We start from the raw sequence: 22,056 nt of genomic DNA on the forward strand, positions 1-22,056 counted from the left end.
AAAGGGCGCGGCCTGCGGTGTGGGCCGCGCCTTTTCATTTTGCAGCCAAGCCTTGCCATCTCCGCATTCTTGCCAATTGGCAAATACATGCTATATATCTGCCAATCAGCAAGGTGAACGCAATGCAGCTTCAATCCATCGTCACCACGCCGGCCACGTTCGGAGCCGCTATCTCGGATGAAGAAGCGGGCGCGCTGGCGCGCACCACGGTAAATCTGTTCAAGGCCTGGAACCTCACCGACCTGGAGGCCTGCATCCTGCTTGGCGGTATGTCGGCGCGCACCTGGGCACGCTGGAAGACTGGGGCGAAGGAAGGTGGCATCGGCAGGATCGACCGCGACCTGCGCACCCGCATGGCGCATCTGATGGGCATACACAAGGGTCTGCGTTACCTCTTCACGGAACCGGCGCGCGGCTATGCCTGGATCCGCAAGCCCAATGTCACCTTTGGCGGCCAGTCGGCGCTCGACCTGATGCTGCGCGGCGAAATCTCCGATCTCTCGGCGATGCGCGAATGGCTCGATGCGGAGCGTGGTGCATGGTGAGTGGGCTTGCGGTCCGTCGCCGCGTCGACTGGCACCAGACCTTCCGCATCATCCGTTCCATCCACCCACCGATCGACCTGTTCGAAGACATTGCCGACCCGCGCGACTGGGAGGCGCTTGCCGCCGTCGAGGCGAAGACAAACCCACGCATAAGGTTCGAGATTGGCGATCTCGGCAAGGTTTCGGCCGCAAGGCGGGTTTCCGGCCCCGGCGCCAGCTTCGTGATGGCGCCCTTCGTGCATTGCTCGACGCTCAGACCAGGCCGCTTCTCGGATGGCAGCTACGGGATCTATTATGCCGGCGACAGCGAGGAGGTGGCGCTGGCCGAGACCATCCACCACCATCAGAAATTCATGGGCGCCACCAACGAGGGGCCAGGCTGGACGGCGGATTTCCGCGTGCTGATCGGCAACGTCGACCGCGACCTCGATGACGTCAACGCCGTGCCCGGCGTGCTCGACCCGGACGACTATTCCGCCTCGCAGGCGGAAGGGCGGGCGCTGCGGGCAGCCGGCAGCGACGGGCTGGTGTGGAACAGCGTGCGCATGCCGGGCGGCGGCTGCATCGGCATCTTCTGGCCCGATGTCATTGCCATTCCAGTGCAGGGCCGCCACTACAGCTACCACTGGGACGGCGCCCGCGTCGACTTCGTGCGCCAGCACGATACGGGAAAGGTGCTGGCCGTCACGTGATGGTGGGCGGACCCTTTACAGATCGTGGGGGAGTCGGTATTCACGAATTCATAAATCCAAGGATTCGGATATATGAATAGGAAGGGTACTTTGAACGCGCTGGCCGCACTTGGCCAGGAGACGCGGCTGGATGTCTTCCGGCTGCTCGTGCGTGCCGGCCCGGAAGGCATTCCAGCCGGCGAGATCGCAACGAGGCTGGACACGGTCCAGAACACCATGTCGGCGCATCTGAAGGTGCTCGCCCATGCCGGGCTGATCCGTCCCGAACGCGACGGAAGGACCGTGCGCTATGTCGCCGACATGACCGGCTTGCGCGACCTGCTGGCCTATCTGATGGAAGATTGCTGCAATGGCGCGCCGGAGCTCTGCCGCCCGGTCATCAATGCCGTGACCTGTGACTGCTGAGGGGCTTGTGACTGTCCGCCGCGCGCCGTTCGAACAAGGAAGCCATCATGACCGATCATGCTCTGAACGCAGCTGAGGCGGTGCGGCCCGACATCGGCTTCGTCGAGAAATATCTGACGGTGTGGGTGGCACTGTGCATCGTCGCGGGCATCGCGCTTGGCCATCTGCTGCCGGGCGTGTTCGGCGCCATCGCGTCGGCCGAGATCGCTAGGGTCAACATTCCCATCGCGGTGCTGATCTGGCTGATGATCGTGCCGATGCTCTTGCGCGTCGATTTCGCCTCGCTGGCCAAGGTCGGCACTTATTGGCGCGGCATCGGCGTGACGCTGTTCATCAACTGGGCGGTGAAGCCGTTCTCGATGGCGCTGCTGGGCTGGCTCTTCATCGGCTGGTTGTTCCGGCCGTGGCTGCCCGCCGTGCAGATCGATTCCTACATTGCCGGGCTGATCATCCTTGCCGCGGCGCCCTGCACGGCGATGGTTTTCGTCTGGTCGAACCTGACGCGCGGCGAGCCGAATTTCACGCTGTCGCAGGTAGCGCTCAACGACGCTATCATGATCGTTGCTTTCGCGCCAATCGTCGGCCTGCTGCTCGGCCTGTCGGCGATCACCGTGCCATGGGGCGCGCTGATGCTGTCGGTCGCACTCTACATCGTCGCGCCGGTGATCGTCGCGCAGTTGGTTCGTGGCCGGCTGCTGGCAGCGAGGGGACAGGCCGGGCTTGAGGCCCTGCTTGCCACGCTGCAGCCCCTGTCGCTGGTTGCCTTGCTGGCGACGTTGGTGCTGCTGTTCGGCTTTCAGGGCGAGCAGATCATCGCGCAGCCATTGGTGATCGTGCTGCTGGCGGTGCCGATCCTGATCCAGGTCTATTTCAATTCCGGTCTTGCCTATCTGCTCAACCGCCTCAGCGGCGAACGACACTGCGTGGCTGGACCATCGGCGCTGATCGGCGCGTCGAACTTCTTCGAGCTGGCGGTGGCCGCCGCGATCGCGCTGTTCGGGCTGAATTCTGGCGCGGCCCTTGCCACCGTGGTCGGGGTGCTCATCGAGGTTCCGGTCATGCTGTCGGTGGTGTGGATCGTGAACCGCAGCAAGGGCTGGTACGAGATGGGCGGCGCCGTCCGGAATACCATGTCGGCTGAGAGGACCTCGAAATGACCATCACCATCTACCACAATCCCGATTGCGGCACGTCGCGCAACACGTTGGCCATGATCCGCCAGTCGGGCGAGGAGCCGGAGGTGATCGAATATCTGAAGACGCCGCCATCGCGCGAAAGGTTGGTCGAACTGATCGCGGCGATGGGCATTACACCGCGCGCCCTGCTGCGCGAGAAGGGCACACCCTATGCCGAACTCGGCCTTGCCGACCCGAAATGGTCCGACCAGCAGATCCTCGATTTCATGCTGGCACATCCGATCCTGATCAACCGGCCGATCGTCGTCAGTCCGCTCGGCGTCGTGCTGGCGCGGCCGTCGGAAAAGGTGCTGGACATCCTGCCCAACCCGGAGATCGGCGCGTTCACCAAGGAGGATGGTGAGGTGGTCATTTACGCCTCGGGCAAGCGCGCCGGCTGATGCTATTTCCATAATTTTCGAAATTGGGTTGACGGCGCGAAAAGTGCCGCGTAGCTTATTTCTATGAAACTCGAAAAAGCAGCCGCGCAGCTTGAAGCGCTCGGCAATCCGACGCGGCTTCAGCTCTATCGCATCCTGGTGCGGGCCGGTGATGACGGGCTTGCCGTCGGCAGCGTCCAGGGCAGGCTCGACATTCCGTCCTCCACGCTGTCGCATCACCTCAAACGGCTGGTCGATACCGGGCTTGTCACGCAGGAACGGCAAGCGACGACGCTGATCTGCCGCGCCAACTATCCCGGCATGAATGCGCTGATCGGCTATCTCGCCGACGAGTGCTGCGCGGATGCTGCCTGCGCGCCCGCCGTCGGCAAAGCACTGGCCTGATTTTTCTGCGCGTATAATTCGAAGATACCGGAAGGATCGAACCTATGGACATGATGACAGATCTTCCCGTCGCGGTAATTGGCGCCGGCCCGGTCGGCCTTGCCGCCGCGGCGCATCTGGTCGAGCGCGGCATCCGTCCACTCATCCTGGAGCGCGGCGAAAGTGTTGGGGCCGCACTGCTCGAATGGGGCCATGTGCGGGTGTTCTCGCCTTGGGAATACAACATCGACGCGGCGGGGCGGGCGCTGCTCGACCGCTCCGGCTGGACGGCGCCGGACAGCCAGGGCCTACCGACCGGCGGCGAGATCGTGCGCGACTATCTGGCGCCGCTTGGCCGGCTTCCGGCGATCGCCGCCAATTTGAAGCTGGGCGCCGAAGTCACCGCGATCACCCGTCAGGGACATGACAAGGTCGCCAATGACGGCCGCAAGGATGCGCCCTTCGTCATCCGCTATCGCGATGGCGGCGGCGAGCACCGCTTTCTCGCCCGCGCCGTCATCGACGCGTCCGGAACATGGTGGCGGCCAAATCCGATTGGCGTCGACGGGCTGCCGGTTGCCGGCGAAGGCGCGGCGTCGGCGCGCATCGCCTATGGCATTCCCGACGTGGTCGGCAAGGCGAGAGAAGATTATGCGGGCAAGCGCGTCCTGGTCATCGGCGGCGGGCACTCGGCCATCAACGTCGCCCTGGCGCTGATGGAACTGCAGGATGGCGCGCCTGGCACCGAGATCTTCTGGGCGCTGCGGCACGCCAGCATCGAGAGATTGCTCGGCGGCGGGCTGAACGACCAGTTGCCGGAACGCGGCGCGCTCGGGCTGGCCGCTAGGCAGGCGATGGCGGACGGCAGGCTGAACATGCTGACGGGCTTCGCCGTCGACCGCATCGAGACGCAAGGCGAGAAGCTTGCCGTCGACGCCCACCTCGCCGGCAAGCCGTTCAGCCTGGCCGTGGACCGCATCGTCGTCACCACCGGCTTCAGGCCAGACCTGTCGTTCCTCGGCGAAATCCGCATCGCGCTCGATCCCGTCGTCGAAGCGCCGCCGGCACTGGCGCCGCTGATCGATCCGAACTTCCACTCATGCGGCACGGTTCCCGCGCATGGCATTGCGGAACTCGCGCATCCCGAACCCGGTTTCACCATCGTCGGCTCGAAATCCTACGGCCGTGCCCCGACTTTCCTGATGGCGACCGGCTACGAGCAGGTCCGCTCGGTGGTGGCCGATATTGCCGGAGACCATGCCGCGGCCCGCGAGGTGCGGCTGGTGCTGCCGGAGACCGGCGTGTGCAGTGCCGTCGGTGTCGCGACGGTATCGGAAAGCGCCGGCTGCTGTGGCGGGCCTGCTCCCGCCGCTGTCGATGCCTGCTGCGTCAGGGATGCGGCCGCCAAGGCAACGGGCGCGTCGGGTTGCGGCTGCGCAACCGCGCCGGCCACCGAGACGCGAGAGAATATGGCGGCCGGCGTCGATGCCTGAACGATCCGTCCTGCGCAAGGCAATCTGGGCGCTTGGGCTGACCCAGATCATCGGCTACGGCACGCTCTATTACAGCTTCTCGATCCTGGCGCCGGCAATGGCACGCGAGTTCGGGCTCACGGAAGGCTGGGTATTCGCAGCCCTGTCGGCCTCGCTGTTTGCCGGCAGCCTGTTCGCGCCGACTGCCGGGCGGTGGGCCGACCGCTTCGGCGCCGGCCGCATCATGACCGTCGGCTCGGTCGCGGCGGCTGTGGCGCTGGCGCTGTGCGCCGTCGCACCCGGCCGCGTGAGCTTCGTTCTGGGATTGCTGGCGATGGAACTGGCCTCCAGCTTCGTCCTCTACAGCGCTGCCTTCGTGGCGATCGTGCAGGTCGGGGTTCCCCGGCCGCAACGCAGCATCACCCATCTGACGCTGATCGCCGGGTTTGCCTCTACCCTGTTCTGGCCGCTGACCTCGGCGCTGCATGCGCATCTCACATGGCGCGAGGTCTACCTTTTGTTCGCCGCTCTCAATCTCGGCCTATGCCTGCCGATCCACGCCTGGCTGATGCGCCTGTCGCGTCGCCACGCAACGGTCACGCCGCATGAGCGCGGTTCCGCTCCCGATGAAGCGGGAATGCCGCTCGATGCGCGGCGCGGCCGGGCCGCATTCCTGCTGATGCTGGCGGGGTTCGCCACCGAGGGTTTCGTGCTGTCGGCGATCCTCATCCACATGGTGCCGCTGACGGCGGCCCTTGGGCTCGGCACCGCAGGCCTGTTCGTCTCGACCCTGTTCGGGCCGGCGCAGGTCGCCAGCCGGTTGATCAACATGCTGTTTGGCGGGCGGCTGCAGCAGACGCACCTTGCCGTCATTGCCGCGTCACTGCTCACGGCCGGGCTGTGTGCGCTGTTGCTGACCACGCCATGGCTGCCCGGCGCCTTCGTGTTCGTGTTCCTGTTCGGCCTCGGCTCCGGCCTCACCAGCATCGTCGGCGGCACCTTGCCGCTCGAACTCTTCGGCCGCGAAGGCTATGGCGCGCGGCTGGGATGGGCGAGCGCTGCCCGCCAGTTCACTTCGGCCTTCGCGCCGTTCGCGCTCGCCTTCATGATGGCGCGGACATCCGTCGCCAATTCCTTGTGGGTGCTGGTAGTCGTCGCCGCGAGCGGGGTCATCGCCTTCCTCGCCATCGCGCTGCTCAGGCGGCGCGGCGGCCCGGCGGCGTTTGCGATTGGCGGCAGCGCGGAAGAGGCGACCTGACCGCCCGCCGTCAGTGCCGCAGAATCTTGCTCAGGAAAGCGCGGCTGCGGTCGGTCTTGGGGTGTGAGAAGAACTCGTCGGGCGTGCCGCTTTCGACGATGGCGCCGGCGTCCATGAACACCACGCGCTGGGCGACCTTGCGGGCAAAGCCCATCTCGTGCGTCACCACCATCATGGTCATGCCTTCCTCGGCGACCGCGACCATGACGTCGAGCACTTCGGAAATCATCTCGGGATCGAGCGCCGAGGTCGGCTCGTCGAACAGCATGATTTTGGGCCGCATGCCGAGGCAACGCGCGATCGCCACGCGCTGCTGCTGGCCGCCGGAGAGCTGTGCTGGATAGGCATTGACCTTGTCGGCGAGGCCTACCTTGGCCAGCAATTCGCGGCCGGCCTTTTCGGCTTCGGCACGCGGGATCTTGCGGACATGGATGGGGGCGAGCGTGACGTTTTCGAGTGCCGTCTTATGCGGGTAGAGGTTGAACGACTGGAAGACGAAGCCGATCTCGGTGCGCAGCTGGGTCATGTTGGTGGCGGGGTCGCCCAGGCGCTGGCCGTCGACGACGAGGTCGCCGTTCTTGATCGCCTCCAGGCCGTTGACGCAGCGGATCAGAGTGCTTTTGCCCGAGCCGCTCGGGCCGCAGACGACGACCACTTCGCGCGGTTCGACGCTGAGCGTGATGTCCTTGAGCACGTTGAGCGAGCCGAACCATTTGTTGACGCCGCGAAAGTCGATCATGCCGGTTTTGGCAAGGCCCGTTTTGGTCATGTTTTCTGGACCTTTGGGGTTGGAAGTCACAACTGCACCTCGCCATGCGCCGCGCCCATGCGCTGCTCCAGCCGGCGGGCCAGCATGATCAGCGGATAGCAGACGATGAAATAGCCGACGCCGACGAGGAAGAACACCAGCAGGCCGTTGGGCACACGCTGCACCACCAGCCAGCCGACGCGAGTGAGGTCGGTTAATCCGATGGCCGAGACGACAGAAGAATCCTTGATCAGCAGCACATATTGCCCGACCAATGGCGGCAGCACGATGCGCATCGCCTGCGGCAGCACCACCTGGCGCATGCGCTGCCAGCGCGACAGGCCGGACGCCAGTGCCGCCTCGACCTGGCCTGTCGGCACCGAGCGGATGCCGGCGACGACGATCTCGCAGATGAAGCAGGCAGCCAGATTGGTCAGCGCGATGATGCCGGCGGTGAAGGCGTCGAGCTCGATGCCGAACTCCGGCAGGATGAAGAAGATCAGGAAGATCTGCACCAGGAACGGCGTGCCGCGGATCAGGTCGACCCAGGCGCCGATCAAGCCCGAGATCAGCCGGTTGCCGCCGGTGCGCAAGATGCCGAGGCCGAAGCCGAGCATGGTGCCGAGCACCAGGCTGATCAGCGACAGCAACACGGTCATGCCGAGGCCGCGCAGGGCCAGTGGATAGGAGCCGGCGAGGCTTTGCAGTTGTTGCCAGATCATGTCCGCGCCCCCGCTGTGCCGAGCCAGCGGCTGGAGAGCCCAGCCAGTCCTTTCAGGCCGTAATAGAGCAGCAGATAGAAGGCGGCGATGGTGAGGAAACCTTCCGCCGGCATGAAGCGGTCGGAGGCGAGCAATTGACCGGCGCGCGTCAGTTCCGAAACCGAGATCAGCGACAAAAGGGCGGAATCCTTGACCAGCACGATCGCTTGGCCGAGCAGCGGCGGGATCGTCACCTTGAAGGCTTGCGGCAGGACGACAAGGCGCATGCGCTGGACATAGGTCATGCCCGAAGCGACGCTGGCCTCGACCTGGCCGCGCGGGATCGACAGGATGCCGGCGCGAATGATTTCAGCGATATAGGCGCCGCTGTTCAGCGACAACGCGAGGATGCCGACGACGAGTTCCGGCAGAACGAAGCCGAGCCGGGGCAGGCCGAAATAAAGAAAATAGAGCTGCGCCAGCAAGGGCGTGGCACGCACCGCATCGATATAGGCCTTGGCTGGGGCGCGAAACAGCCAGCCGCGCTGCAGATTCATGGCGCACAGCACGATGCCGACGATGAGCGCGCCGACAAAGGACAGCGCCGACAGCCAAACGGTCGTGACCAGGCCCTGTCCGAACAACGGCAGGTATTCGACGATGGTGCGGAAACTGAAATTTTCGAGCATCGTTGGGTGAAATCCCCAGAGCGCAGGAAACGACAGATGAAACGAAATTCCGGGCGGCTTCGCGGCGTTTAAGATGCGCGCGAAACCGCCTGGATTTATCGCTGCTTAGTGATCCTTCTTCCAGGCGTCGGAATTGACCCAGTAGTCGAGGTTCTTCTGCAGGCGGCCGTCGATAGTGACCTGGTTGAGGAACAGGTTCATCCAGATCAACAGGTCCGGCTCATCATAGCGGGTGGCGAAGGCAAGCGGCTCCTTCGACAGAAGGTCCGGCATGATGGTGAAGGTGCCGGCCGGATAGGCGGTCGACTGGCCTTTGACCGCCGAGACGTCGTTGACGCCGCAGTCGGCCTGGCCGTTGTTGACGGCGTCAAGCAGCAGCGGACCGCCACCCTTGTAGCTCTTGATGTCGGCATCGGGGAAGGCTTTCTTGGCTTCCTTCTCGCCGGTGGCGCCGAGCAGCACGGCGATCTTGGTGCCCTTGGCCTTGCAGTCCTCGGTGGTCTTGAACTTGCTGTCGGCCTTGGTGAAGACGGTGCTGCCCGTGTACATGTAAGGCGTGGTGAAGGCGACCTTCATGCCGCGCGCCAGCGTCGGTGTCATGTCGGCAACCAGCAGGTCGGCCTTGCCCGACAGCAGCGCCGGGATCAAACCATCCCAGTCGAAGTCGAGGAAGGTGATTTTCACGCCCATTTCCTTGGCCATCAGTTCGGCCAGTTCGACCGAACTGCCGGTGCGTTCGCCATTGGCGCCGACCAGCGAGAAGGGCGGTCCCTGGGTCTGCACGGCGACGCGCAATTCGCCGCGCTTGGTGATGTCGTCGAGCGTACCCGCACTGGCCGCAGCGGTGAGCCCGGCGAGCGCAAGCCCGGCGATGAAAAGTCTTCCGGCGATGAAAAGTCTGGCAATCTTCATTTCGGTATTCCTCCCTGTTGTCGTTAATGTGTGCCCGCGGTTCTCCTTGGGCCCCTTTTTGAGCGGCAGCGCCGTTGCCGGCGGCAGCCACCGTTCGAAAATCTTTCGCCTCAGTCCCGTGCCACCGTCTCGGAAACCGTGATGCCACGCCTGGCCAATTCATCGAAGAACCTGATGTCGGGCACATCCAGCAGCGGGTTCAAAAAGCCGGGTCTGGTGATCTCGCCCCTCGCCAGCATCTGCGCCACGATGCTGGCGGGATAGCCGACGCCGAGGCTCATGCCGAACAGGCCGGAAACGAGATCGCGTTCGATGATCAGGTCCGACGTCACCGTCTTGGCGCGGCCGCCTTCGAGGCCGGAAAAGACATTGCGCATCACGCAAAGATCCTTTTCGCCGGGGCCGTATTGCAATTGCGGGCCGAGCAGCCGGCCAAGGAATTCGCGCGGGCTGTTGGAGGTGCCGGGCACCTTGTCCTCAGAGAGGAAACCGAGTTCCTTCAACGGCGCCCAGAAGGCCGACCATCCCGGCCAGCGCAGTGTGTAGCGGCCGGAGCGGCGCAGCCCTTTTGCGGCGTCCAGCATCTCGACATAGTGCAGCGCGTCGCCATTGGGGAAGGCTTCGAGCCTGCCGAGGCCGGCAACCTCGATTTCATGGATGAACGGATTGTCGTGCTGCTGGCCGGCAGGCACTGCGACACGGTTCCCGTCCTCGATCATCACGCTGTCGCGGTTCTGGCTGACCAGGACCATGTCGAAATTCCAGCTCACCTTGTAGCACAGCGGCTTGGCCATCGCCTTCGGCTCGGGGATGCCGCCGCAATAGGAATCGATCGAAGAAATCGAGTCGAACTGCCTGGCGGCGCGCGCGTAGAGCACGAGGTCGATGCCGGGGTCGAGCCCGCATTCGGTCATGATCGAGACACCGGCCTGTTCGGCGGCCGGCGCCAGGTCGGCGATCGACTTGGCGTAGTTGGTGGTGACCAGCGGCGTGCGCGTGGCAATCGCGGCCTTTACCGCCTCGCGCATCAGCGGCTGCGGCAACAGGTCGATGACGGCGTCGACATCATCAAGCACAGTGGCCAGGGCCTGGCCGATCGCGCCCTCAGGCACCACGAAGCGCACGCGGGCAAGATCGGTCAGGCCGGCAAGCCGGGCCGGGCCGTCCGGCGCGGTGTCGACGCAGACGATTTCCTCGACGCCGTCGCTGGCGACGAGGTCGGCGATTGCCGCCCGGCCTTGCAGGCCGAGGCCGCCGAGAACCGCGATCTTCATGCCGGCTCCTTGCGGTCGTCCGACCAGCAGCCTTCCGGCAGGCTGACCCATTTGTTGCAGGACGCCATGACGACGAATGTCTCGCTGCGCACGACTTCGCCTGGCTCGCCGGCGCCGGGGATCAGCTCGCTGGTGACGCGGTAGAGATCGGCGACGTCACCGGCCACCGTCACGTCGACGATGATATCGAAGCGCCCGGTGACCACCGAAGCCGAGTTGACGAAGGGCAGTTCGGCAATGCGCTGCGCCAGTTCGCGGGCCCGGCCGCGCCCTTGGGCATTGATGCCGACAATGGCGGAGATCAGCTCGGGGCGCTCGGTCAGGTTCAGCAGCCCGACGATCTTGAGCAGGTTGCGGTCGAGCAGGTTGCGCAGCCGCGAGCGCACCGTCGGCACCGAAATCGCCAATATCTCGGCGATCCGGTTGATGCCCGGCTGGGCGTCCTGCGACAGCTGTTTGACCAGCCGCCGATCGGTCAGATCGAGATGTTCCCGCAAAGTCCCCGTCTTTCACAAAAGGAAAAAAGTTTGGCGATTTTTTTGCCAATGTGCAAACAAGCTACGTCACGAATATTTGAAAAGCAAGGCAATGATTCAGCGCTGATGGGGATAGGTGCTCGCTGTCCGGCTCACGCCAGCGCTGCCGCCAGCAATTTTGCCTGCGGTGTCAAATCGTCGAAGCGGCGGGCGCAGAGATTGAGCTGGCGCGTCGCCCAGTCGTCGGTCAGCCGCAGTGTGCGCAGCGTCCGCGCCGAGCGGCGCGCGGCACTTTCCGGCACGATGGCGATGCCGGCACCTTGCGCGACCAGCCGGCAGACATTGTCGAGGCCGGGAACGCGGATGCGGACATGCAGATGGCCGCCAAGGCGGGCCGCCTGGCGGGCGATGTGCTCCTGCAGCGCATGGCCGGTGCTGAGGCCGACGAAAGATTCGCCGAGAAGCTCAGTGAGGTTGACGGTGCGGCCTTCAAGGCCGGGCCGGTTTCGCGCGGCGATCACCACCAGCCGGTCGATGAAGAACGGTTTCTGCTCGAGGTGCGCAAGGCCGGCCCAGGTGGCGGCGATGCCGAGATCGGCCGCACCACTGGCCACGGCTTGCGCGATCTCATGGCTGGGGCGCTCGTCGAGCTCGATGTCGATGCCGGGATGCGCGACAAGGAAGGTGGGCAGGATCTCGCGCAGCAACTCGGCTGTGGCGGCGGTGTTGGCCATCAGCCGGACGCGGGCGCGCAGGCCGGTGGCATAGGCGGCGAGGTCGCCGGCCATCGCCTCGATCTGGTTCTGCACCGCGCGCGCATGATGCAGCAGCGCCTGTCCGGCCGCCGTCGGCACCACCCCACGGCGCCGGCGCTCCAGCAGCGGCGCGCCGAGCCGCTCCTCCATGCCCTTGATGCGGGCGCTGGCCGACGCCAGGGCCAGTCCGGCAAGCTCGGCGCCATGGGTGATGCTGCCGCGTTCGGCCACCAGCAGGAACAGGCGGAGATCGACCAGATCGAAGCGCATTCTCTTGCTCCTGCGAATATTCAGCGCCGGGAAGTCGGTCGGCCAACCAGCCTTCGTCGTGGCCGAAGGCTGGCAGCGCAACTTCCACATTGTGATCGGCCAGGATTTTCGTCAAACAGTTTCGAAGGAGAATTGCGATGAACGAACGAACATCAGGGCGGCTCGGCATTCTTGAAAGCACGGCGATCGTGCTGGCCATTGCCGTGGCCGGCCTTGCCATGGCGCGAGCGGGATCAGGCCTGCGGGGATGCGCGGCGACGGTCGTATCCACCAGCCGCGATGCGGCGCCGGCAAAGGCCGCCAGCCCGGATGCCGACGCAACCGATATGCTGCTGCATGACTGATCCGGCCCTGAAGATACGATCATGCTGAGCGCCGGCATCCTCGCCTGGATCGGCGCCGTGTTCCTCGCCGCCGGCTTCGTCAAGGGCGTCGTCGGCATGGGGCTGCCGACCGTGGCGATGGGGCTGCTGGCGGTAACGATGCCGCCAGCACAGGCCGCGGCACTGCTGCTGATCCCGTCGCTGGTTACCAACCTCTGGCAATTGCTGACCGGCCCGTCCTTCGGCCGGCTGTGCAAGCGGCTGTGGACGATGATGGCCGGCGTGATGCTCGGCACCGTTGCCGGCGCCGGCCTGCTGACCGGCACGCACTCTGGCGTTGCCTCGGCCGGGCTCGGTGCGGCGCTGGTGCTTTACGCCATTCTCGGCCTGCTCAAGCTTGGCTTCACCACGCCGGCGCGCGGCGAAGCCTTGATGTCACCGCTGGTCGGGGTGGCGACCGGGCTGGTCACCGGCGCCACCGGCGTCTTCGTCATCCCGGCGGTGCCCTATCTGCAGTCGCTGCGGCTGGAGAAAGAAGACCTGATCCAGGCGCTCGGCCTGTCCTTCACCGTGTCGACGGCGGCTCTTGCCATCGGGTTGTTCAGGACCGGCGCCCTGGCGTCGCCGAGTGCGCAACTGGTGGGGTCGGTCGCAGCCCTTGTGCCGGCGCTGGCCGGCATGTTCGCCGGCCAGGCGCTGCGCCAGAAGATGAGCGTCGAGACCTTCCGCAAAGTGTTCTTCGCGGGGTTGCTGGCGCTTGGGTTCTATCTCGTGGGGGAGTTGGTGTTCTAGGCGCCGGACTTCCCCAGAGCACTGGCAGGAAGTCGTCAGCCAATGCTTTCGCTGAGATCAGCGAGCGTGACCATGAGTGTCAACGGCTCGACCGGCGAGGGCTCGAACCCGATGGTGATGTAGAAAGCTCGGGCATCGTCGGAAATCGCATGCACCACTATGCCTTTGATGCCCAGTATTTCAGCAGCCTGGAGAATTCGTAGACCGGCATCCCTTACCAGCGCCCGACCGATGCCCCGACCGTGATAGGCTTGGTCTACGGCTAACCTGCCTAGCACTGCGACGGGGATCGGATCGGGCATGTTGCGCCGGAAACGGCTGGAAGCTTCGACCATTTTCACGGCGCCGCTGGCAACGGCATAGTAGCCAATCACACGGTTGCCTTTGCAAGTCACATAGGTCCGGGATGCACCGCCCGCTTGATTGGTGCGAGCACGTTTTTTCAACCAATCGTCGAGCGCTGTAATGCCCGACGAAAATTCCCCGAGTTCGTGATGATCCGCGAGTGGAACCGGGACCGACAGCGTCACGCAGCTTCCCACGGAGCCTTTGTCGTCATCGTGCGGCGCAATCGGTCGTTGGGCTGCGGCGGCGCGTCGAGGCGTGCCAGAAACGCAGCGTAGACATCCGGTTCGACGGTAAACACGAGACGGTTGAGCAACGCTTCCTCAGCGGCGCGTTGCGAGGCTTCAAGCATGAAGTCGGTGCGATTCTTACCGAGCAATTCGGCTGCGCGGTCGATCAGATTGCGAACTTCCGGCTTGACGCGGATGTTGAGCGGAACGCTCTTCGGCACCGGATGATGTGACGTTGGCATGGACGGCTCCTTCGTCGCGCATATCTAGCACAGCGTAACGACATTGTCATTACCCGGTTCGATGGAGCATGCGATCCGTAGTAGCCCTACCGCACGACCAGCACCGGGATCTCCGTGTAGGACAGCACTTCCGCCGTCTGGCTGCCGAGGAGCAGCTTGCCTAGTCCGCGGCGGCCGTGCGAAGCCATGACGATCAGGTCGCAGCCCAGGGCCTGCGACAGTTCCAGAATGGCTTCGGCGGGCCGCTTGTCCTCGACATGCACGACCTCCGCCGAGACGCCGGCGGCGTCGGCCGATGCCTTGCACTTGTCAAGAACTTCCTTGGCGTATTTGCGCGCCTCTTCCTGATAGGCGGCCAGTTCATCGCCGGCGGCGTAGCCGGCCATGGCGCCGCCCCAGGCGAAGATCGGGAATTGTTCGGAGACGGTGATGAAAGTAACAGAGGCGCCGAGGCCCTTGGCCAATGTCAGGCCGTGGGTAACGCCCTTGTCGGCCAGTTCCGATCCGTCCGTGGCGATGAGCAAATGTTTGTACATGATGACATGACCTGTTGCGCAAGGGCCGATGCCCTTGAGGTGGCGGGAGCCTTGTGGAGGGCTGGCCTTGATATAGTTGCGGCCTCGGGCCGATCACCGGGCCGGCCCCGCCGCGGATCAAGGCCAGGCGACCACGCCGTCTTGTACCAAGCGGATTCCCCTTTGCCGCATCGTCGCCTAAGGTGCCGGTGACATTGAAAGGCAGTCCATGAGCAACCCGTATCCGCAAATCCATCTGGTCCGGCATGGTGAAACGGCATGGAGCCTTTCGGGGCAGCATACCGGCCGCACCGACATGCCGTTGACCCCGGTTGGCGAGGCCGCCGCGCGGGGTGTCGCGGACAGGCTCGAGGGCCTGTCTTTTTCGGCCGTATGGTCGAGCCCGTCGCAGCGCGCCTACAACACCAGCGTACTGGCCGGCTTCGGCGCGCAGAGCGTCAAGAAGGACGATCTGCAGGAGTGGGACTATGGCGCCTATGAGGGGCTGACGACAAAACAGATCCTGGCCGAGCGCCGCGGCTGGAATGTGTTTCGCGATGGGTGTCCAAAGGGCGAGATGGCGGCCGATGTCGGCGCGCGGGCCGACAGGATTATCGCTGGGCTGCGCGAGGCCAATGCCAGCATATTGGTGTTTTCCAGCGCACATTTTCTGCGCGTGCTGGCGGCGCGCTGGATCGGGCTGCCGCCGGAGGGCGGCGCGCTGCTGGTGCTCGATACGGCCAGCATCAGCGTGCTCGGCTACGAGCATGATTTGAGCGAGCCGGTCATCCGGAAATGGAACCAGAAATAGAGCAGCTTCGGCCAGCGGCGCCGCTTACGCCTATCTGTCGAATTTCCTGATCGCCTCAGCGGTTACCGGCGTGAAGAAATTCACCAGATTGCCGTCAGGGTCGCGAAACAACAGCGAGCGGTTGCCCCAGGGCATGGTGGTCGGCTTCTGCACAGTGATATTCCTGAGGAGGTCCGAGAGCCTGGCGAATTCAGCATCGACGTCGCCGACGCGGAACTCGATGATGGCGGTGTGGTTGTCGGCGGGGCGGGCGATGTCGCCGCCGAACAGCATCAAGGTGCGTGTGCTGCCGATCGCCAGCGTGCAGGTCGGCGTCGCCAGTTCGGCGAAGTCTTCCGTGTACACCGTCACGGGCATGCCGGTGATCTCACCGTAGAAGTGAACGAGACGCTGGACGTCCGACGTGATGATGCGGACGGAGACGAAATTCATTGCATTGGCTCCCTGATCGTTGAAGCCGTGGCCGGCTCCCATCCGACCTATAGGCCAGGCCTGCTGACAGCTTTCCGTCAGGAGGGATCGCCGTGCGCCTGCACCAGCGGCACGCCCTGCTTACCCCCTCAGCAGCGACAACTCTTCTGCTGTCAAATGCCGTGCCGTACCCTTGGCGAGGTCGCCGAGCGGCAGGCGGCCGATGGCGATGCGGATGAGGCGCAGGACCTCGACGCCGTGCGCGGCGAGCAGGCGACGGATGTGGCGGTTACGGCCTTCGTCGAGCATGATCTCCAGCCAGGCGGTGCGGCCGCCACTGCGCAAAAGTTCGATCGCGTTCGCGGTGAGCACCTCGCCGTCGACGATCACGCCGGCGCGCAACGTCTCCAGCATCGGAGCATCCGGTACCGTGCCGATCTGCACGTGATAGGTTTTCGGCAGATGCGAAGCCGGGTCCATCAGCCGGTTGGCAAACCGGGTGTCGTTGGTCATCAGCAGCAGGCCTTCGCTCGCCTTGTCGAGGCGGCCGACCGGGGAGACGAAGGGCAGGTCGAGCCCTTCCAGGCAGGCATAGACGGTGTCGCGCTGCTGCGGGTCCTCGCGGGTGGTGACCAGCCCGCGCGGCTTGTTGAGCATGAGGTAGACCTTGCGCTCGGCAACCACCGGCCTGTCGTCGACGACGATGCGGTCGCGGTCGAGGTCGACGCGCAGCGCCGCATCGCGCACCACCTTGCCGCCTACACGCACGCGGCCTTCGGCGATCAGCACCTCGGCCTGTGTGCGCGAGCACAGGCCGAGCTTCGACAGCGCCCGGTTGAGACTGACGCCGGGCGCCCCCTGCCTGCCGCTCTGCCGTGTCTGCCGTGGTGTCATGGTGCCGTCTGCGCTGGTGGAGCCGACAGATGCCACGGGCTGCAATGGCTTCGCAAGCGTGGTGCTGTCTCCCTATACAGGGCAAGGGGCAATGGCGGCATCCGTACCGCCTGGAACAGCGATATTGTCGCCGCCGCATCCGCTATAATCTGCACCCCATGAGTGAGTCCGCTGCGCCGATAACCAAGACCGTCGTCATCGGTGCCGAGCCGGCCAAGGTCTGGCGGATACTAACGACGCCAGAAATGATCCCGCAATGGATGTCCGACGAGGCGTTGACCGTCAGCCTGCAAGGGCAGGCCGGCGGCGCGATCGTCATGCGCGGACTGCTGCACGGAATACCGTTCGAAAACCACGGCACCATCCGCACTTTTGAGCCGGGAATAAGCTTCGCCTACAGCTATTGGAGCACACTGTCGGCCTCGCGTCTGGCGGACGTGCCCGAAAATCACACCGTGGTCAGCTTCGACCTGGCGCCGGCGGATGGGGGAACACTGTTGACACTGACGCTCAGCGACTTCGCCGAACCGGCGATCCGTCCGCACGCCAATCTCTACTGGGGACCGACCTTGCAGATCCTGAAGGCGGTCTGCGAGCGCGCTTGAGAGCGGGCGGGAGTCATCGCAGCGGATAGGTCGTCCCGCCCTTACTCTTTGGGGTGTCGGGTGAGGGCCAGCGTGCGAATACGGTCGGCGACGGCGCTGTCGACCGGGTTGTAGACGGTCAGGCTCAAATCCGGCCGGCCGTCGACCGCGAAGCCCGAATATTCCAGTTCGATATCGCCAAGTTCCGGGTGCTTCAGGCGCTTTGTCCCGTCGCCATGGCTGAGCACGCCGTTTTCCCGCCACAGGGCGGCAAACTCGGGGCTGGCGCTGCAGAGTTCGTCGACGAGTTCACGCACCTCGGAGACAGCACCGGCGCGTGCCGCATCGGCCCGGAACGCGCCCACCACGAAACGGGCGAGGTTTTGCCAGTCGTGCTGTCTAGCGCGGATATGGGGACTGAGGAACATGAAGCGCAGAATGTTGCGCTCGCCCTCGGGCAGGGTGCTGTAGTCGGTCAGCACGACCCTCGCGGCACGGTTCCAGGCAACGACGTCCCAGGTAGCGGTCCTGACTATGGCGGGGCTGGCATCGAGTGTGTCGATGAGGCGCTGCAGCCGGGGGCTGACGCCTTCGACGCCCCTGTAGCGGACCTCGGGCGGGCGCCCCAGCCCGAGCATGAAAAGATGTTCGCGCTCCGCCTCGGTCAGCAGCAGCCCCTTGGCGATGCGGTTGAGGACATCGGCCGAGGGTGCGCCGCCGCGGCCCTGTTCCAGCCATGTGTACCAGGTCGGGCTGATGTTGGCGCGCTGTGCGACCTCTTCGCGGCGCAGCCCCGGCGTGCGTCTGCGTCCGGAAAACCCGAATGATGCGGGATCAAGCCGGGTGCGCCGGTCTTTGAGGAACGCTGCTAGTGAGCCGGAATTGGAAGGCATCCTGTTAGCCATTATACCACGATAAGATCACTACTTTAATAGAATAATAGACCGGCAATATTACGCAGGCAACTGTACAGGAGATTTTGCATGCGTATCTTTCTCACCGGCGCGACCGGTTTCATCGGTTCGGCGATCGTTCCCGAACTCATCAAGGCAGGCCACCAGGTGGTCGGCGTGACCCGCTCCGACGCCGGCGCCGAGGCGCTGGCCGCCGCCGGTGCTGAAGTGCATCGCGGAACGCTCGAGGAGCCCGAAGGGCTGTGCGATGGCGCGGCCAAGGCGGACGGCGTGATCCACACGGCATTCGACCACGACTTTTCGCGGTTTGCCGAGAATTGCGAAAAGGACAAACGCGTCATCGCGGCACTGGGCACCGCGCTCGCCGGCTCCGACCGGCCGCTGGTGATCACCTCCGGCGTCGGCATGGGCAGCCCCGGGCATGGCCAGTTGGCGATCGAGGACGTCTTCAACGCCAGCCATCCCAATCCGCGCATCGCCTCGGAGCTGGCCGGCAATGCCTTGCTGGACGCCGGCATCAATGTGTCGGTGGTGCGGCTGCCGCAGGTCCACAATCCGGTCAAGCAAGGCCTTATCACGCCGCTCATCGAGATCGCGCGTGAAAGGGGCGTCTCGGCCTATGTCGGCGAAGGCCGCAATCGCTACTCCGCGGGCCACCTCCTCGATGCGGCGCGGCTTTACCGGCTCGCCGTGGAAAAGCGGCAGCCGGGCGCGCGCTATCACGCGGTCGGCGAGGAAGGTGTCGAAGTGCGCGCTATCGCCGAGGCGCTCGGCCGGGGTTTGAAATTGCCGGTGGTTTCCATTGCGCCGGAAAAGGCGGCGGAGCATTTCGGCTGGATGGCGATGTTCGCGCCGATGGATCTGCCGGCCTCCAGCGCTCTGACCCAGGCACGGCTCGGCTGGCACCCCACCGGCCCGACGCTGATCGCCGATCTCGACGCCATGCGGTATTGATGCGCTTAGCAACGCTCGAGGTGAGCCGAAGTCTCTGACTTCGTCATCCCTGGACGAAGCAGGAGCGCAGCTCCGTCGCGGAGACCCTGGGCCACGCCGCGACCTTTCGGGATTATGCTCCAGGGCTGACCGCGTAGCGCAGATGGACGAGCCCATGCGCCAGCGCCTCGCAGCTCTTCAGGGACAGCTGCGTCTTGCCCGCCAGGCCGCTCTCGCCGAACTCGACGAAACCCTGATTGGCGGCCGGCCCGTCGATCGCGGGTGCAACGAGAAGGCTCAATTCATCGACGAGCCCGGCGGCGAGGAAGGAACCGTTGATGCTGGCGCCGCCCTCGAGCAGCAGCCGGCTTATGCCGAGTTCGCGTCCGAGGACCTCAAGCATCGCGGCGAGATCGACATCGGCGGTTTCCGCGACGATATAGGACACGCCGTCGGCGGCAAGCTCTGCCAAATGGCTGTCGGCAACGTCGCGCCCAAGCAGCACCACGACATGGTCGCCACCGATGTCGGGTTTGGAAAAGTGAAGCTTGCCCGAGGCATCGAGCGCCACGGCATAACTGCCCGCACCTATTTGCGCGAAATGATAGGGCCGGTCGACCTTGCCGGCATTGGCCGGCGGATGCGCGCCGGCCTTGCTCATCTCGGCCATGGTGACGCGCCCGACGATCCAGGCATCAGCCGCGAGATCATTATGGATATGCTCGTAGAGGCTCGACCACTCGGCCCGGGTGCCATCGGGGCTCGAGGTATAGCGGCTGGGGTGGAGGCTGCCGTCAAGGGATGCCAGCATATGGCAGATGATTTGCGGCTTCATGTTGTTCTCCAGTCGAGTGCTTTGGGTTCAGTCCAAAGTAGTGCCACGCGGGGAGAATGGAAGCCGCACGCCTCATGACGTACCCAGCCGTTGAGACGGCATGTGCCGGCAGGTATCATGACCGGATGTCCGCGAACATAATCCTGTTTCATTCGGTTCTGGGGCTGCGCGAGCACGAGCGGCATCTTGCGGGAAAGCTGGGCGCCGCCGGTCACGCCGTTTCGCTGCCGGACCTCTATGCGGGCGTGGCGACGGACGATCTCGAGCAAGGCTTCGCGATCAAGGCGCGGATCGGCTGGGAGGTCATTTGCCAAAGGGCGCGCGATGGCCTGGCCTCGACGCCCGGCGATACGGTGCTGGCGGGGATTTCGATGGGTGCAGGCGTGGTCGCGTCAGTCTGGGCCTTGCGGCCGCTGACGGCCAAGGTGCTGCTGTTGCATGGGCTGGCAACCGTGCCTGCGAACATCCGGCCCGGCCTGCCGGTTCAATTGCATGTCGCCGACACCGATCCGTTCTTCCCCGAGCCGGATGTCCGCGCCTGGCAGCACGCCGCCGAGGCCGCGCAAACCGATGTGCGGATCTTCCGCTATCCAAACTCGGGACATTATTTCTCGGATCCAGCTCTGCCCGACTACAACGACACAGCCGCGGCGCTGCTTTGGCAGCGTGTTCTGGCGTTCCTGGATTGAGAAGCAGAGGGGCGGCCTTGCATTGGAGGTCTTCCGACAAAGCGGCCCCACGCCGGAAATCCAAAATCCGACAATTCCGATAATTTGCCTGGCACCGCTGTTATATCGATGTTGCACAAATGGTTGGCCCTGGGTTAGCATCCCTGCGCAGGCGTCGGTGGGAGGCTCTTTTTACAGCGGCGGCCAGCTGGAGCGGCATGCGTTTTCGGGCGCAGGGAGGATGCTCCACACTTTGAACCGACGCATGATCCTTCCTGAAACCGATCCCGGTTTTCGGGTCGTGCGTTCTTGTGGAGGAGGATCCCATGAACAGACGTGAATTCCTGCTGTCGTCCGCGGCTTTCGGCGCCATGATGGTTGCCGCGCCTTCTGTGTTTGCGCAGGACAAGCTCACTATCCTTGGCTCGGTGCCCAGTCTCGGTTTTCCGTTCTTCGTGCACATGCTGAACGAGATCAAGGCGGAAGCCGCCACGCAAGGCGTCAATCTGACCGAAAGCGACGGCCAGAACTCGGCCACCAAGCAGACCGCCGACATCGAGGCCGCCCTGGTGCAGAAGGTCAACGCCATCGTCATCTCGCCGCTCGACGTCAACGCCCTGGCGCCGGCCATCGAAGAAGCGGTCAAGGCCGGCGTTCCCGTGGTGACGATCGACCGCCGCGTAGACGGCGTCGAGGGCATCCTCGCCCATGTTGGCGCCGACAATGTGAAGGGCGGCGAGGCGGAAGCCAACGCCGTGGTGGCGGCGTTTCCCAACGGTGCCAAGCTGTTCCATCTGCAGGGCCAGCCCGGCGCCGGCCCGGCGATCGACCGCAACAAGGGCGTGCACAATGTGCTCGATCCTCTGAAGGACAAGTATCAGATCGTCTTCGAGCAGACCGCCAACTTCGCCCGCGCCGAGGCGCTGTCGGTGACCGAGGCTGGCCTTGCCGCCAACGGCAAACCCGACGCCATCGTCTGCGCCAATGACGACATGGCGCTGGGCGCCATGGAGGCTTGTGCCGCGCGCAACTTCACCGACGTCAAGATCTACGGCTTCGATGCACTGCCCGAAGCGCTGGTCGCCGTGCGCGACGGCAAGCTTGCGGGCACCGTCGAGCAATTCCCCGGCGAGCAGTCGCGCACTGCGGTGCGCATCGCGGTGGCCTTTGCCAAGGACAAGACCGAGCCGAAGGAGAAGCTGGTGCTGCTGACGCCAATCGTCATCGGCAAGGACAATCTCGACAAGGCGGAGCGGATTGGCGAGACGAAGTAGGGGTTTGGCGGGGATCGGCCGATTGGCAAAGCCGGCGGGACAGCGCCCCCCTCTGTCCTGCCGGACATCTCCCCCTCAAGGGGGGAGATCGACTGTTCCTCCTGCTTTCGCCAGTTCCCAAATGTTGAAAGAAAAGGTGTCGCCGGTGA

At 64.7% G+C, this 22,056-nt stretch carries 29 protein-coding genes; 15 read left to right on the forward strand and 14 right to left on the reverse strand.

Annotated features, from left to right (window positions below):
• Positions 1–122: 122 nt before the first annotated feature.
• From A9K65_RS14930 to arsK, 8 genes are all read left to right on the forward strand, one after another.
• Complete coding sequence (locus tag A9K65_RS14930) at positions 123–545, forward strand: MbcA/ParS/Xre antitoxin family protein (protein ID WP_064994014.1); 423 nt, start codon at positions 123–125, stop codon at positions 543–545.
• The gene (locus A9K65_RS14935) at positions 539–1,237 is read left to right on the forward strand and encodes an RES family NAD+ phosphorylase (protein ID WP_064994013.1); all 699 of its coding nucleotides are present in this window, start codon (positions 539–541) and stop codon (positions 1,235–1,237) included. Before A9K65_RS14930 ends, A9K65_RS14935 begins: the two co-directional genes overlap by 7 nt.
• 72 nt (positions 1,238–1,309) lie before the next feature.
• Positions 1,310–1,642, forward strand: coding sequence for a metalloregulator ArsR/SmtB family transcription factor (locus A9K65_RS14940; protein ID WP_013530549.1), 333 nt, complete (start codon positions 1,310–1,312; stop codon positions 1,640–1,642).
• A gap of 92 nt (positions 1,643–1,734) precedes the next feature.
• Complete coding sequence (gene arsB, locus A9K65_RS14945) at positions 1,735–2,799, forward strand: ACR3 family arsenite efflux transporter (RefSeq protein WP_198327637.1); 1,065 nt, start codon at positions 1,735–1,737, stop codon at positions 2,797–2,799.
• Entirely contained in the window at positions 2,796–3,218 is a 423-nt protein-coding gene (arsC, locus tag A9K65_RS14950; protein WP_064994011.1) for an arsenate reductase (glutaredoxin), read from the forward strand. Before arsB ends, arsC begins: the two co-directional genes overlap by 4 nt.
• A 63-nt stretch (positions 3,219–3,281) precedes the next feature.
• Positions 3,282–3,602, forward strand: a complete 321-nt coding sequence (locus tag A9K65_RS14955; protein WP_064994010.1) for a metalloregulator ArsR/SmtB family transcription factor — start codon at positions 3,282–3,284, stop codon at positions 3,600–3,602.
• Between the two features lie 44 nt (positions 3,603–3,646).
• Positions 3,647–5,074, forward strand: a complete 1,428-nt coding sequence (locus tag A9K65_RS14960; RefSeq protein ID WP_064994009.1) for an NAD(P)-binding domain-containing protein — start codon at positions 3,647–3,649, stop codon at positions 5,072–5,074.
• On the forward strand, positions 5,067–6,311 hold the full coding sequence (gene arsK, locus A9K65_RS14965; RefSeq protein WP_024501779.1) for an arsenite efflux MFS transporter ArsK: 1,245 nt from the start codon (positions 5,067–5,069) through the stop codon (positions 6,309–6,311). The genes A9K65_RS14960 and arsK overlap by 8 nt, the downstream gene beginning before the upstream one ends.
• A gap of 10 nt (positions 6,312–6,321) precedes the next feature.
• Here the strand turns inward: arsK and A9K65_RS14970 are convergent, their stop codons facing one another.
• The 7 genes from A9K65_RS14970 to A9K65_RS15000 form a co-directional block, all read right to left on the reverse strand.
• The gene (locus A9K65_RS14970; RefSeq protein WP_031213610.1) at positions 6,322–7,050 is read right to left on the reverse strand and encodes an amino acid ABC transporter ATP-binding protein; all 729 of its coding nucleotides are present in this window, start codon (positions 7,048–7,050) and stop codon (positions 6,322–6,324) included.
• A 56-nt stretch (positions 7,051–7,106) separates the two neighbouring features.
• Positions 7,107–7,781, reverse strand: a complete 675-nt coding sequence (locus tag A9K65_RS14975; protein ID WP_064994008.1) for an amino acid ABC transporter permease — start codon at positions 7,779–7,781, stop codon at positions 7,107–7,109.
• Positions 7,778–8,449 (reverse strand): amino acid ABC transporter permease, encoded by a 672-nt coding sequence (locus A9K65_RS14980; RefSeq protein WP_013530557.1) that lies wholly within the window; start codon positions 8,447–8,449, stop codon positions 7,778–7,780. The genes A9K65_RS14975 and A9K65_RS14980 overlap by 4 nt, the downstream gene beginning before the upstream one ends.
• 105 nt (positions 8,450–8,554) lie before the next feature.
• Positions 8,555–9,361, reverse strand: coding sequence for an ABC transporter substrate-binding protein (locus A9K65_RS14985; protein ID WP_064994007.1), 807 nt, complete (start codon positions 9,359–9,361; stop codon positions 8,555–8,557).
• Positions 9,362–9,471: 110 nt separating this feature from the next.
• Positions 9,472–10,635, reverse strand: coding sequence for a saccharopine dehydrogenase family protein (locus tag A9K65_RS14990; protein WP_064994080.1), 1,164 nt, complete (start codon positions 10,633–10,635; stop codon positions 9,472–9,474).
• Positions 10,632–11,132, reverse strand: coding sequence for an Lrp/AsnC family transcriptional regulator (locus A9K65_RS14995; RefSeq protein ID WP_024501775.1), 501 nt, complete (start codon positions 11,130–11,132; stop codon positions 10,632–10,634). Before A9K65_RS14995 ends, A9K65_RS14990 begins: the two co-directional genes overlap by 4 nt.
• A 131-nt stretch (positions 11,133–11,263) precedes the next feature.
• Positions 11,264–12,136, reverse strand: a complete 873-nt coding sequence (locus A9K65_RS15000; protein ID WP_064994079.1) for a LysR substrate-binding domain-containing protein — start codon at positions 12,134–12,136, stop codon at positions 11,264–11,266.
• Positions 12,137–12,273: 137 nt separating this feature from the next.
• Here A9K65_RS15000 and A9K65_RS15005 point away from each other — a divergent pair, with 137 nt between their 5' ends.
• Both A9K65_RS15005 and A9K65_RS15010 read left to right on the forward strand, forming a co-directional pair.
• Complete coding sequence (locus tag A9K65_RS15005) at positions 12,274–12,480, forward strand: hypothetical protein (protein ID WP_063168653.1); 207 nt, start codon at positions 12,274–12,276, stop codon at positions 12,478–12,480.
• Positions 12,481–12,501: 21 nt separating this feature from the next.
• Positions 12,502–13,251, forward strand: coding sequence for a sulfite exporter TauE/SafE family protein (locus tag A9K65_RS15010; protein ID WP_064994006.1), 750 nt, complete (start codon positions 12,502–12,504; stop codon positions 13,249–13,251).
• Between the two features lie 35 nt (positions 13,252–13,286).
• On the opposite strand, the gene A9K65_RS15015 is transcribed toward A9K65_RS15010, so the two are convergent.
• The 3 genes from A9K65_RS15015 to A9K65_RS15025 form a co-directional block, all read right to left on the reverse strand.
• Positions 13,287–13,781: a GNAT family N-acetyltransferase gene (locus A9K65_RS15015; protein WP_063168651.1), complete on the reverse strand. Its 495-nt coding sequence runs from the start codon at positions 13,779–13,781 to the stop codon at positions 13,287–13,289.
• On the reverse strand, positions 13,778–14,068 hold the full coding sequence (locus A9K65_RS15020; RefSeq protein WP_013530564.1) for a DUF1778 domain-containing protein: 291 nt from the start codon (positions 14,066–14,068) through the stop codon (positions 13,778–13,780). The genes A9K65_RS15015 and A9K65_RS15020 overlap by 4 nt, the downstream gene beginning before the upstream one ends.
• Before the next feature lie 86 nt (positions 14,069–14,154).
• The gene (locus tag A9K65_RS15025) at positions 14,155–14,604 is read right to left on the reverse strand and encodes a universal stress protein (protein ID WP_027160859.1); all 450 of its coding nucleotides are present in this window, start codon (positions 14,602–14,604) and stop codon (positions 14,155–14,157) included.
• Positions 14,605–14,812: 208 nt separating this feature from the next.
• On the opposite strand from A9K65_RS15025, the gene A9K65_RS15030 reads away from it, so the two are divergent.
• Complete coding sequence (locus tag A9K65_RS15030; protein WP_024501770.1) at positions 14,813–15,394, forward strand: histidine phosphatase family protein; 582 nt, start codon at positions 14,813–14,815, stop codon at positions 15,392–15,394.
• A gap of 30 nt (positions 15,395–15,424) precedes the next feature.
• Here A9K65_RS15030 and A9K65_RS15035 read toward each other — a convergent pair whose 3' ends face one another.
• Positions 15,425–15,826: a VOC family protein gene (locus A9K65_RS15035; protein ID WP_013530567.1), complete on the reverse strand. Its 402-nt coding sequence runs from the start codon at positions 15,824–15,826 to the stop codon at positions 15,425–15,427.
• 120 nt (positions 15,827–15,946) lie between these two features.
• Positions 15,947–16,699: a pseudouridine synthase gene (locus A9K65_RS15040; protein WP_064994005.1), complete on the reverse strand. Its 753-nt coding sequence runs from the start codon at positions 16,697–16,699 to the stop codon at positions 15,947–15,949.
• 158 nt (positions 16,700–16,857) lie between these two features.
• Here A9K65_RS15040 and A9K65_RS15045 point away from each other — a divergent pair, with 158 nt between their 5' ends.
• Positions 16,858–17,304, forward strand: a complete 447-nt coding sequence (locus A9K65_RS15045; RefSeq protein WP_064994004.1) for an SRPBCC domain-containing protein — start codon at positions 16,858–16,860, stop codon at positions 17,302–17,304.
• 41 nt (positions 17,305–17,345) lie between these two features.
• On the opposite strand, the gene A9K65_RS15050 is transcribed toward A9K65_RS15045, so the two are convergent.
• Positions 17,346–18,188, reverse strand: coding sequence for a helix-turn-helix transcriptional regulator (locus A9K65_RS15050; protein WP_063168648.1), 843 nt, complete (start codon positions 18,186–18,188; stop codon positions 17,346–17,348).
• Between the two features lie 78 nt (positions 18,189–18,266).
• On the opposite strand from A9K65_RS15050, the gene A9K65_RS15055 reads away from it, so the two are divergent.
• Positions 18,267–19,151, forward strand: a complete 885-nt coding sequence (locus tag A9K65_RS15055; RefSeq protein WP_064994003.1) for an SDR family oxidoreductase — start codon at positions 18,267–18,269, stop codon at positions 19,149–19,151.
• A 112-nt stretch (positions 19,152–19,263) separates the two neighbouring features.
• On the opposite strand, the gene A9K65_RS15060 is transcribed toward A9K65_RS15055, so the two are convergent.
• Complete coding sequence (locus A9K65_RS15060; RefSeq protein WP_064994002.1) at positions 19,264–19,965, reverse strand: RibD family protein; 702 nt, start codon at positions 19,963–19,965, stop codon at positions 19,264–19,266.
• Positions 19,966–20,090: 125 nt separating this feature from the next.
• Between A9K65_RS15060 and A9K65_RS15065 the strand changes: the two genes are divergently transcribed.
• Positions 20,091–20,654: a dienelactone hydrolase family protein gene (locus A9K65_RS15065; protein ID WP_064994001.1), complete on the forward strand. Its 564-nt coding sequence runs from the start codon at positions 20,091–20,093 to the stop codon at positions 20,652–20,654.
• A 305-nt stretch (positions 20,655–20,959) separates the two neighbouring features.
• Complete coding sequence (locus tag A9K65_RS15070; protein ID WP_013530574.1) at positions 20,960–21,907, forward strand: substrate-binding domain-containing protein; 948 nt, start codon at positions 20,960–20,962, stop codon at positions 21,905–21,907.
• Positions 21,908–22,056: the final 149 nt, after the last annotated feature.

This window comes from Mesorhizobium sp. WSM1497, assembly GCF_001672455.2.
Lineage (GTDB): Bacteria > Pseudomonadota > Alphaproteobacteria > Rhizobiales > Rhizobiaceae > Mesorhizobium > Mesorhizobium ciceri.

Bases quoted from the DNA above. Each gene is read 5' to 3' on its own strand.
- A9K65_RS14930 (WP_064994014.1), top strand. From the start codon at position 123: ATGCAGCTTCAATCCATCGTCACCACGCCGGCCACGTTCGGAGCCGCT.
- A9K65_RS14935 (WP_064994013.1), top strand. From the start codon at position 539: ATGGTGAGTGGGCTTGCGGTCCGTCGCCGCGTCGACTGGCACCAGACC.
- A9K65_RS14940 (WP_013530549.1), top strand. From the start codon at position 1,310: ATGAATAGGAAGGGTACTTTGAACGCGCTGGCCGCACTTGGCCAGGAG.
- arsC (WP_064994011.1), top strand. From the start codon at position 2,796: ATGACCATCACCATCTACCACAATCCCGATTGCGGCACGTCGCGCAAC.
- A9K65_RS14955 (WP_064994010.1), top strand. From the start codon at position 3,282: ATGAAACTCGAAAAAGCAGCCGCGCAGCTTGAAGCGCTCGGCAATCCG.
- A9K65_RS14960 (WP_064994009.1), top strand. From the start codon at position 3,647: ATGGACATGATGACAGATCTTCCCGTCGCGGTAATTGGCGCCGGCCCG.
- arsK (WP_024501779.1), top strand. From the start codon at position 5,067: ATGCCTGAACGATCCGTCCTGCGCAAGGCAATCTGGGCGCTTGGGCTG.
- A9K65_RS14970 (WP_031213610.1), bottom strand. From the start codon at position 7,050: ATGATCGACTTTCGCGGCGTCAACAAATGGTTCGGCTCGCTCAACGTG.
- A9K65_RS14975 (WP_064994008.1), bottom strand. From the start codon at position 7,781: ATGATCTGGCAACAACTGCAAAGCCTCGCCGGCTCCTATCCACTGGCC.
- A9K65_RS14980 (WP_013530557.1), bottom strand. From the start codon at position 8,449: ATGCTCGAAAATTTCAGTTTCCGCACCATCGTCGAATACCTGCCGTTG.
- A9K65_RS14985 (WP_064994007.1), bottom strand. From the start codon at position 9,361: ATGAAGATTGCCAGACTTTTCATCGCCGGAAGACTTTTCATCGCCGGG.
- A9K65_RS14990 (WP_064994080.1), bottom strand. From the start codon at position 10,635: ATGAAGATCGCGGTTCTCGGCGGCCTCGGCCTGCAAGGCCGGGCGGCA.
- A9K65_RS15000 (WP_064994079.1), bottom strand. From the start codon at position 12,136: ATGCGCTTCGATCTGGTCGATCTCCGCCTGTTCCTGCTGGTGGCCGAA.
- A9K65_RS15005 (WP_063168653.1), top strand. From the start codon at position 12,274: ATGAACGAACGAACATCAGGGCGGCTCGGCATTCTTGAAAGCACGGCG.
- A9K65_RS15010 (WP_064994006.1), top strand. From the start codon at position 12,502: ATGCTGAGCGCCGGCATCCTCGCCTGGATCGGCGCCGTGTTCCTCGCC.
- A9K65_RS15020 (WP_013530564.1), bottom strand. From the start codon at position 14,068: ATGCCAACGTCACATCATCCGGTGCCGAAGAGCGTTCCGCTCAACATC.
- A9K65_RS15025 (WP_027160859.1), bottom strand. From the start codon at position 14,604: ATGTACAAACATTTGCTCATCGCCACGGACGGATCGGAACTGGCCGAC.
- A9K65_RS15030 (WP_024501770.1), top strand. From the start codon at position 14,813: ATGAGCAACCCGTATCCGCAAATCCATCTGGTCCGGCATGGTGAAACG.
- A9K65_RS15035 (WP_013530567.1), bottom strand. From the start codon at position 15,826: ATGAATTTCGTCTCCGTCCGCATCATCACGTCGGACGTCCAGCGTCTC.
- A9K65_RS15040 (WP_064994005.1), bottom strand. From the start codon at position 16,699: ATGACACCACGGCAGACACGGCAGAGCGGCAGGCAGGGGGCGCCCGGC.
- A9K65_RS15045 (WP_064994004.1), top strand. From the start codon at position 16,858: ATGAGTGAGTCCGCTGCGCCGATAACCAAGACCGTCGTCATCGGTGCC.
- A9K65_RS15050 (WP_063168648.1), bottom strand. From the start codon at position 18,188: ATGGCTAACAGGATGCCTTCCAATTCCGGCTCACTAGCAGCGTTCCTC.
- A9K65_RS15055 (WP_064994003.1), top strand. From the start codon at position 18,267: ATGCGTATCTTTCTCACCGGCGCGACCGGTTTCATCGGTTCGGCGATC.
- A9K65_RS15060 (WP_064994002.1), bottom strand. From the start codon at position 19,965: ATGAAGCCGCAAATCATCTGCCATATGCTGGCATCCCTTGACGGCAGC.
- A9K65_RS15065 (WP_064994001.1), top strand. From the start codon at position 20,091: ATGTCCGCGAACATAATCCTGTTTCATTCGGTTCTGGGGCTGCGCGAG.
- A9K65_RS15070 (WP_013530574.1), top strand. From the start codon at position 20,960: ATGAACAGACGTGAATTCCTGCTGTCGTCCGCGGCTTTCGGCGCCATG.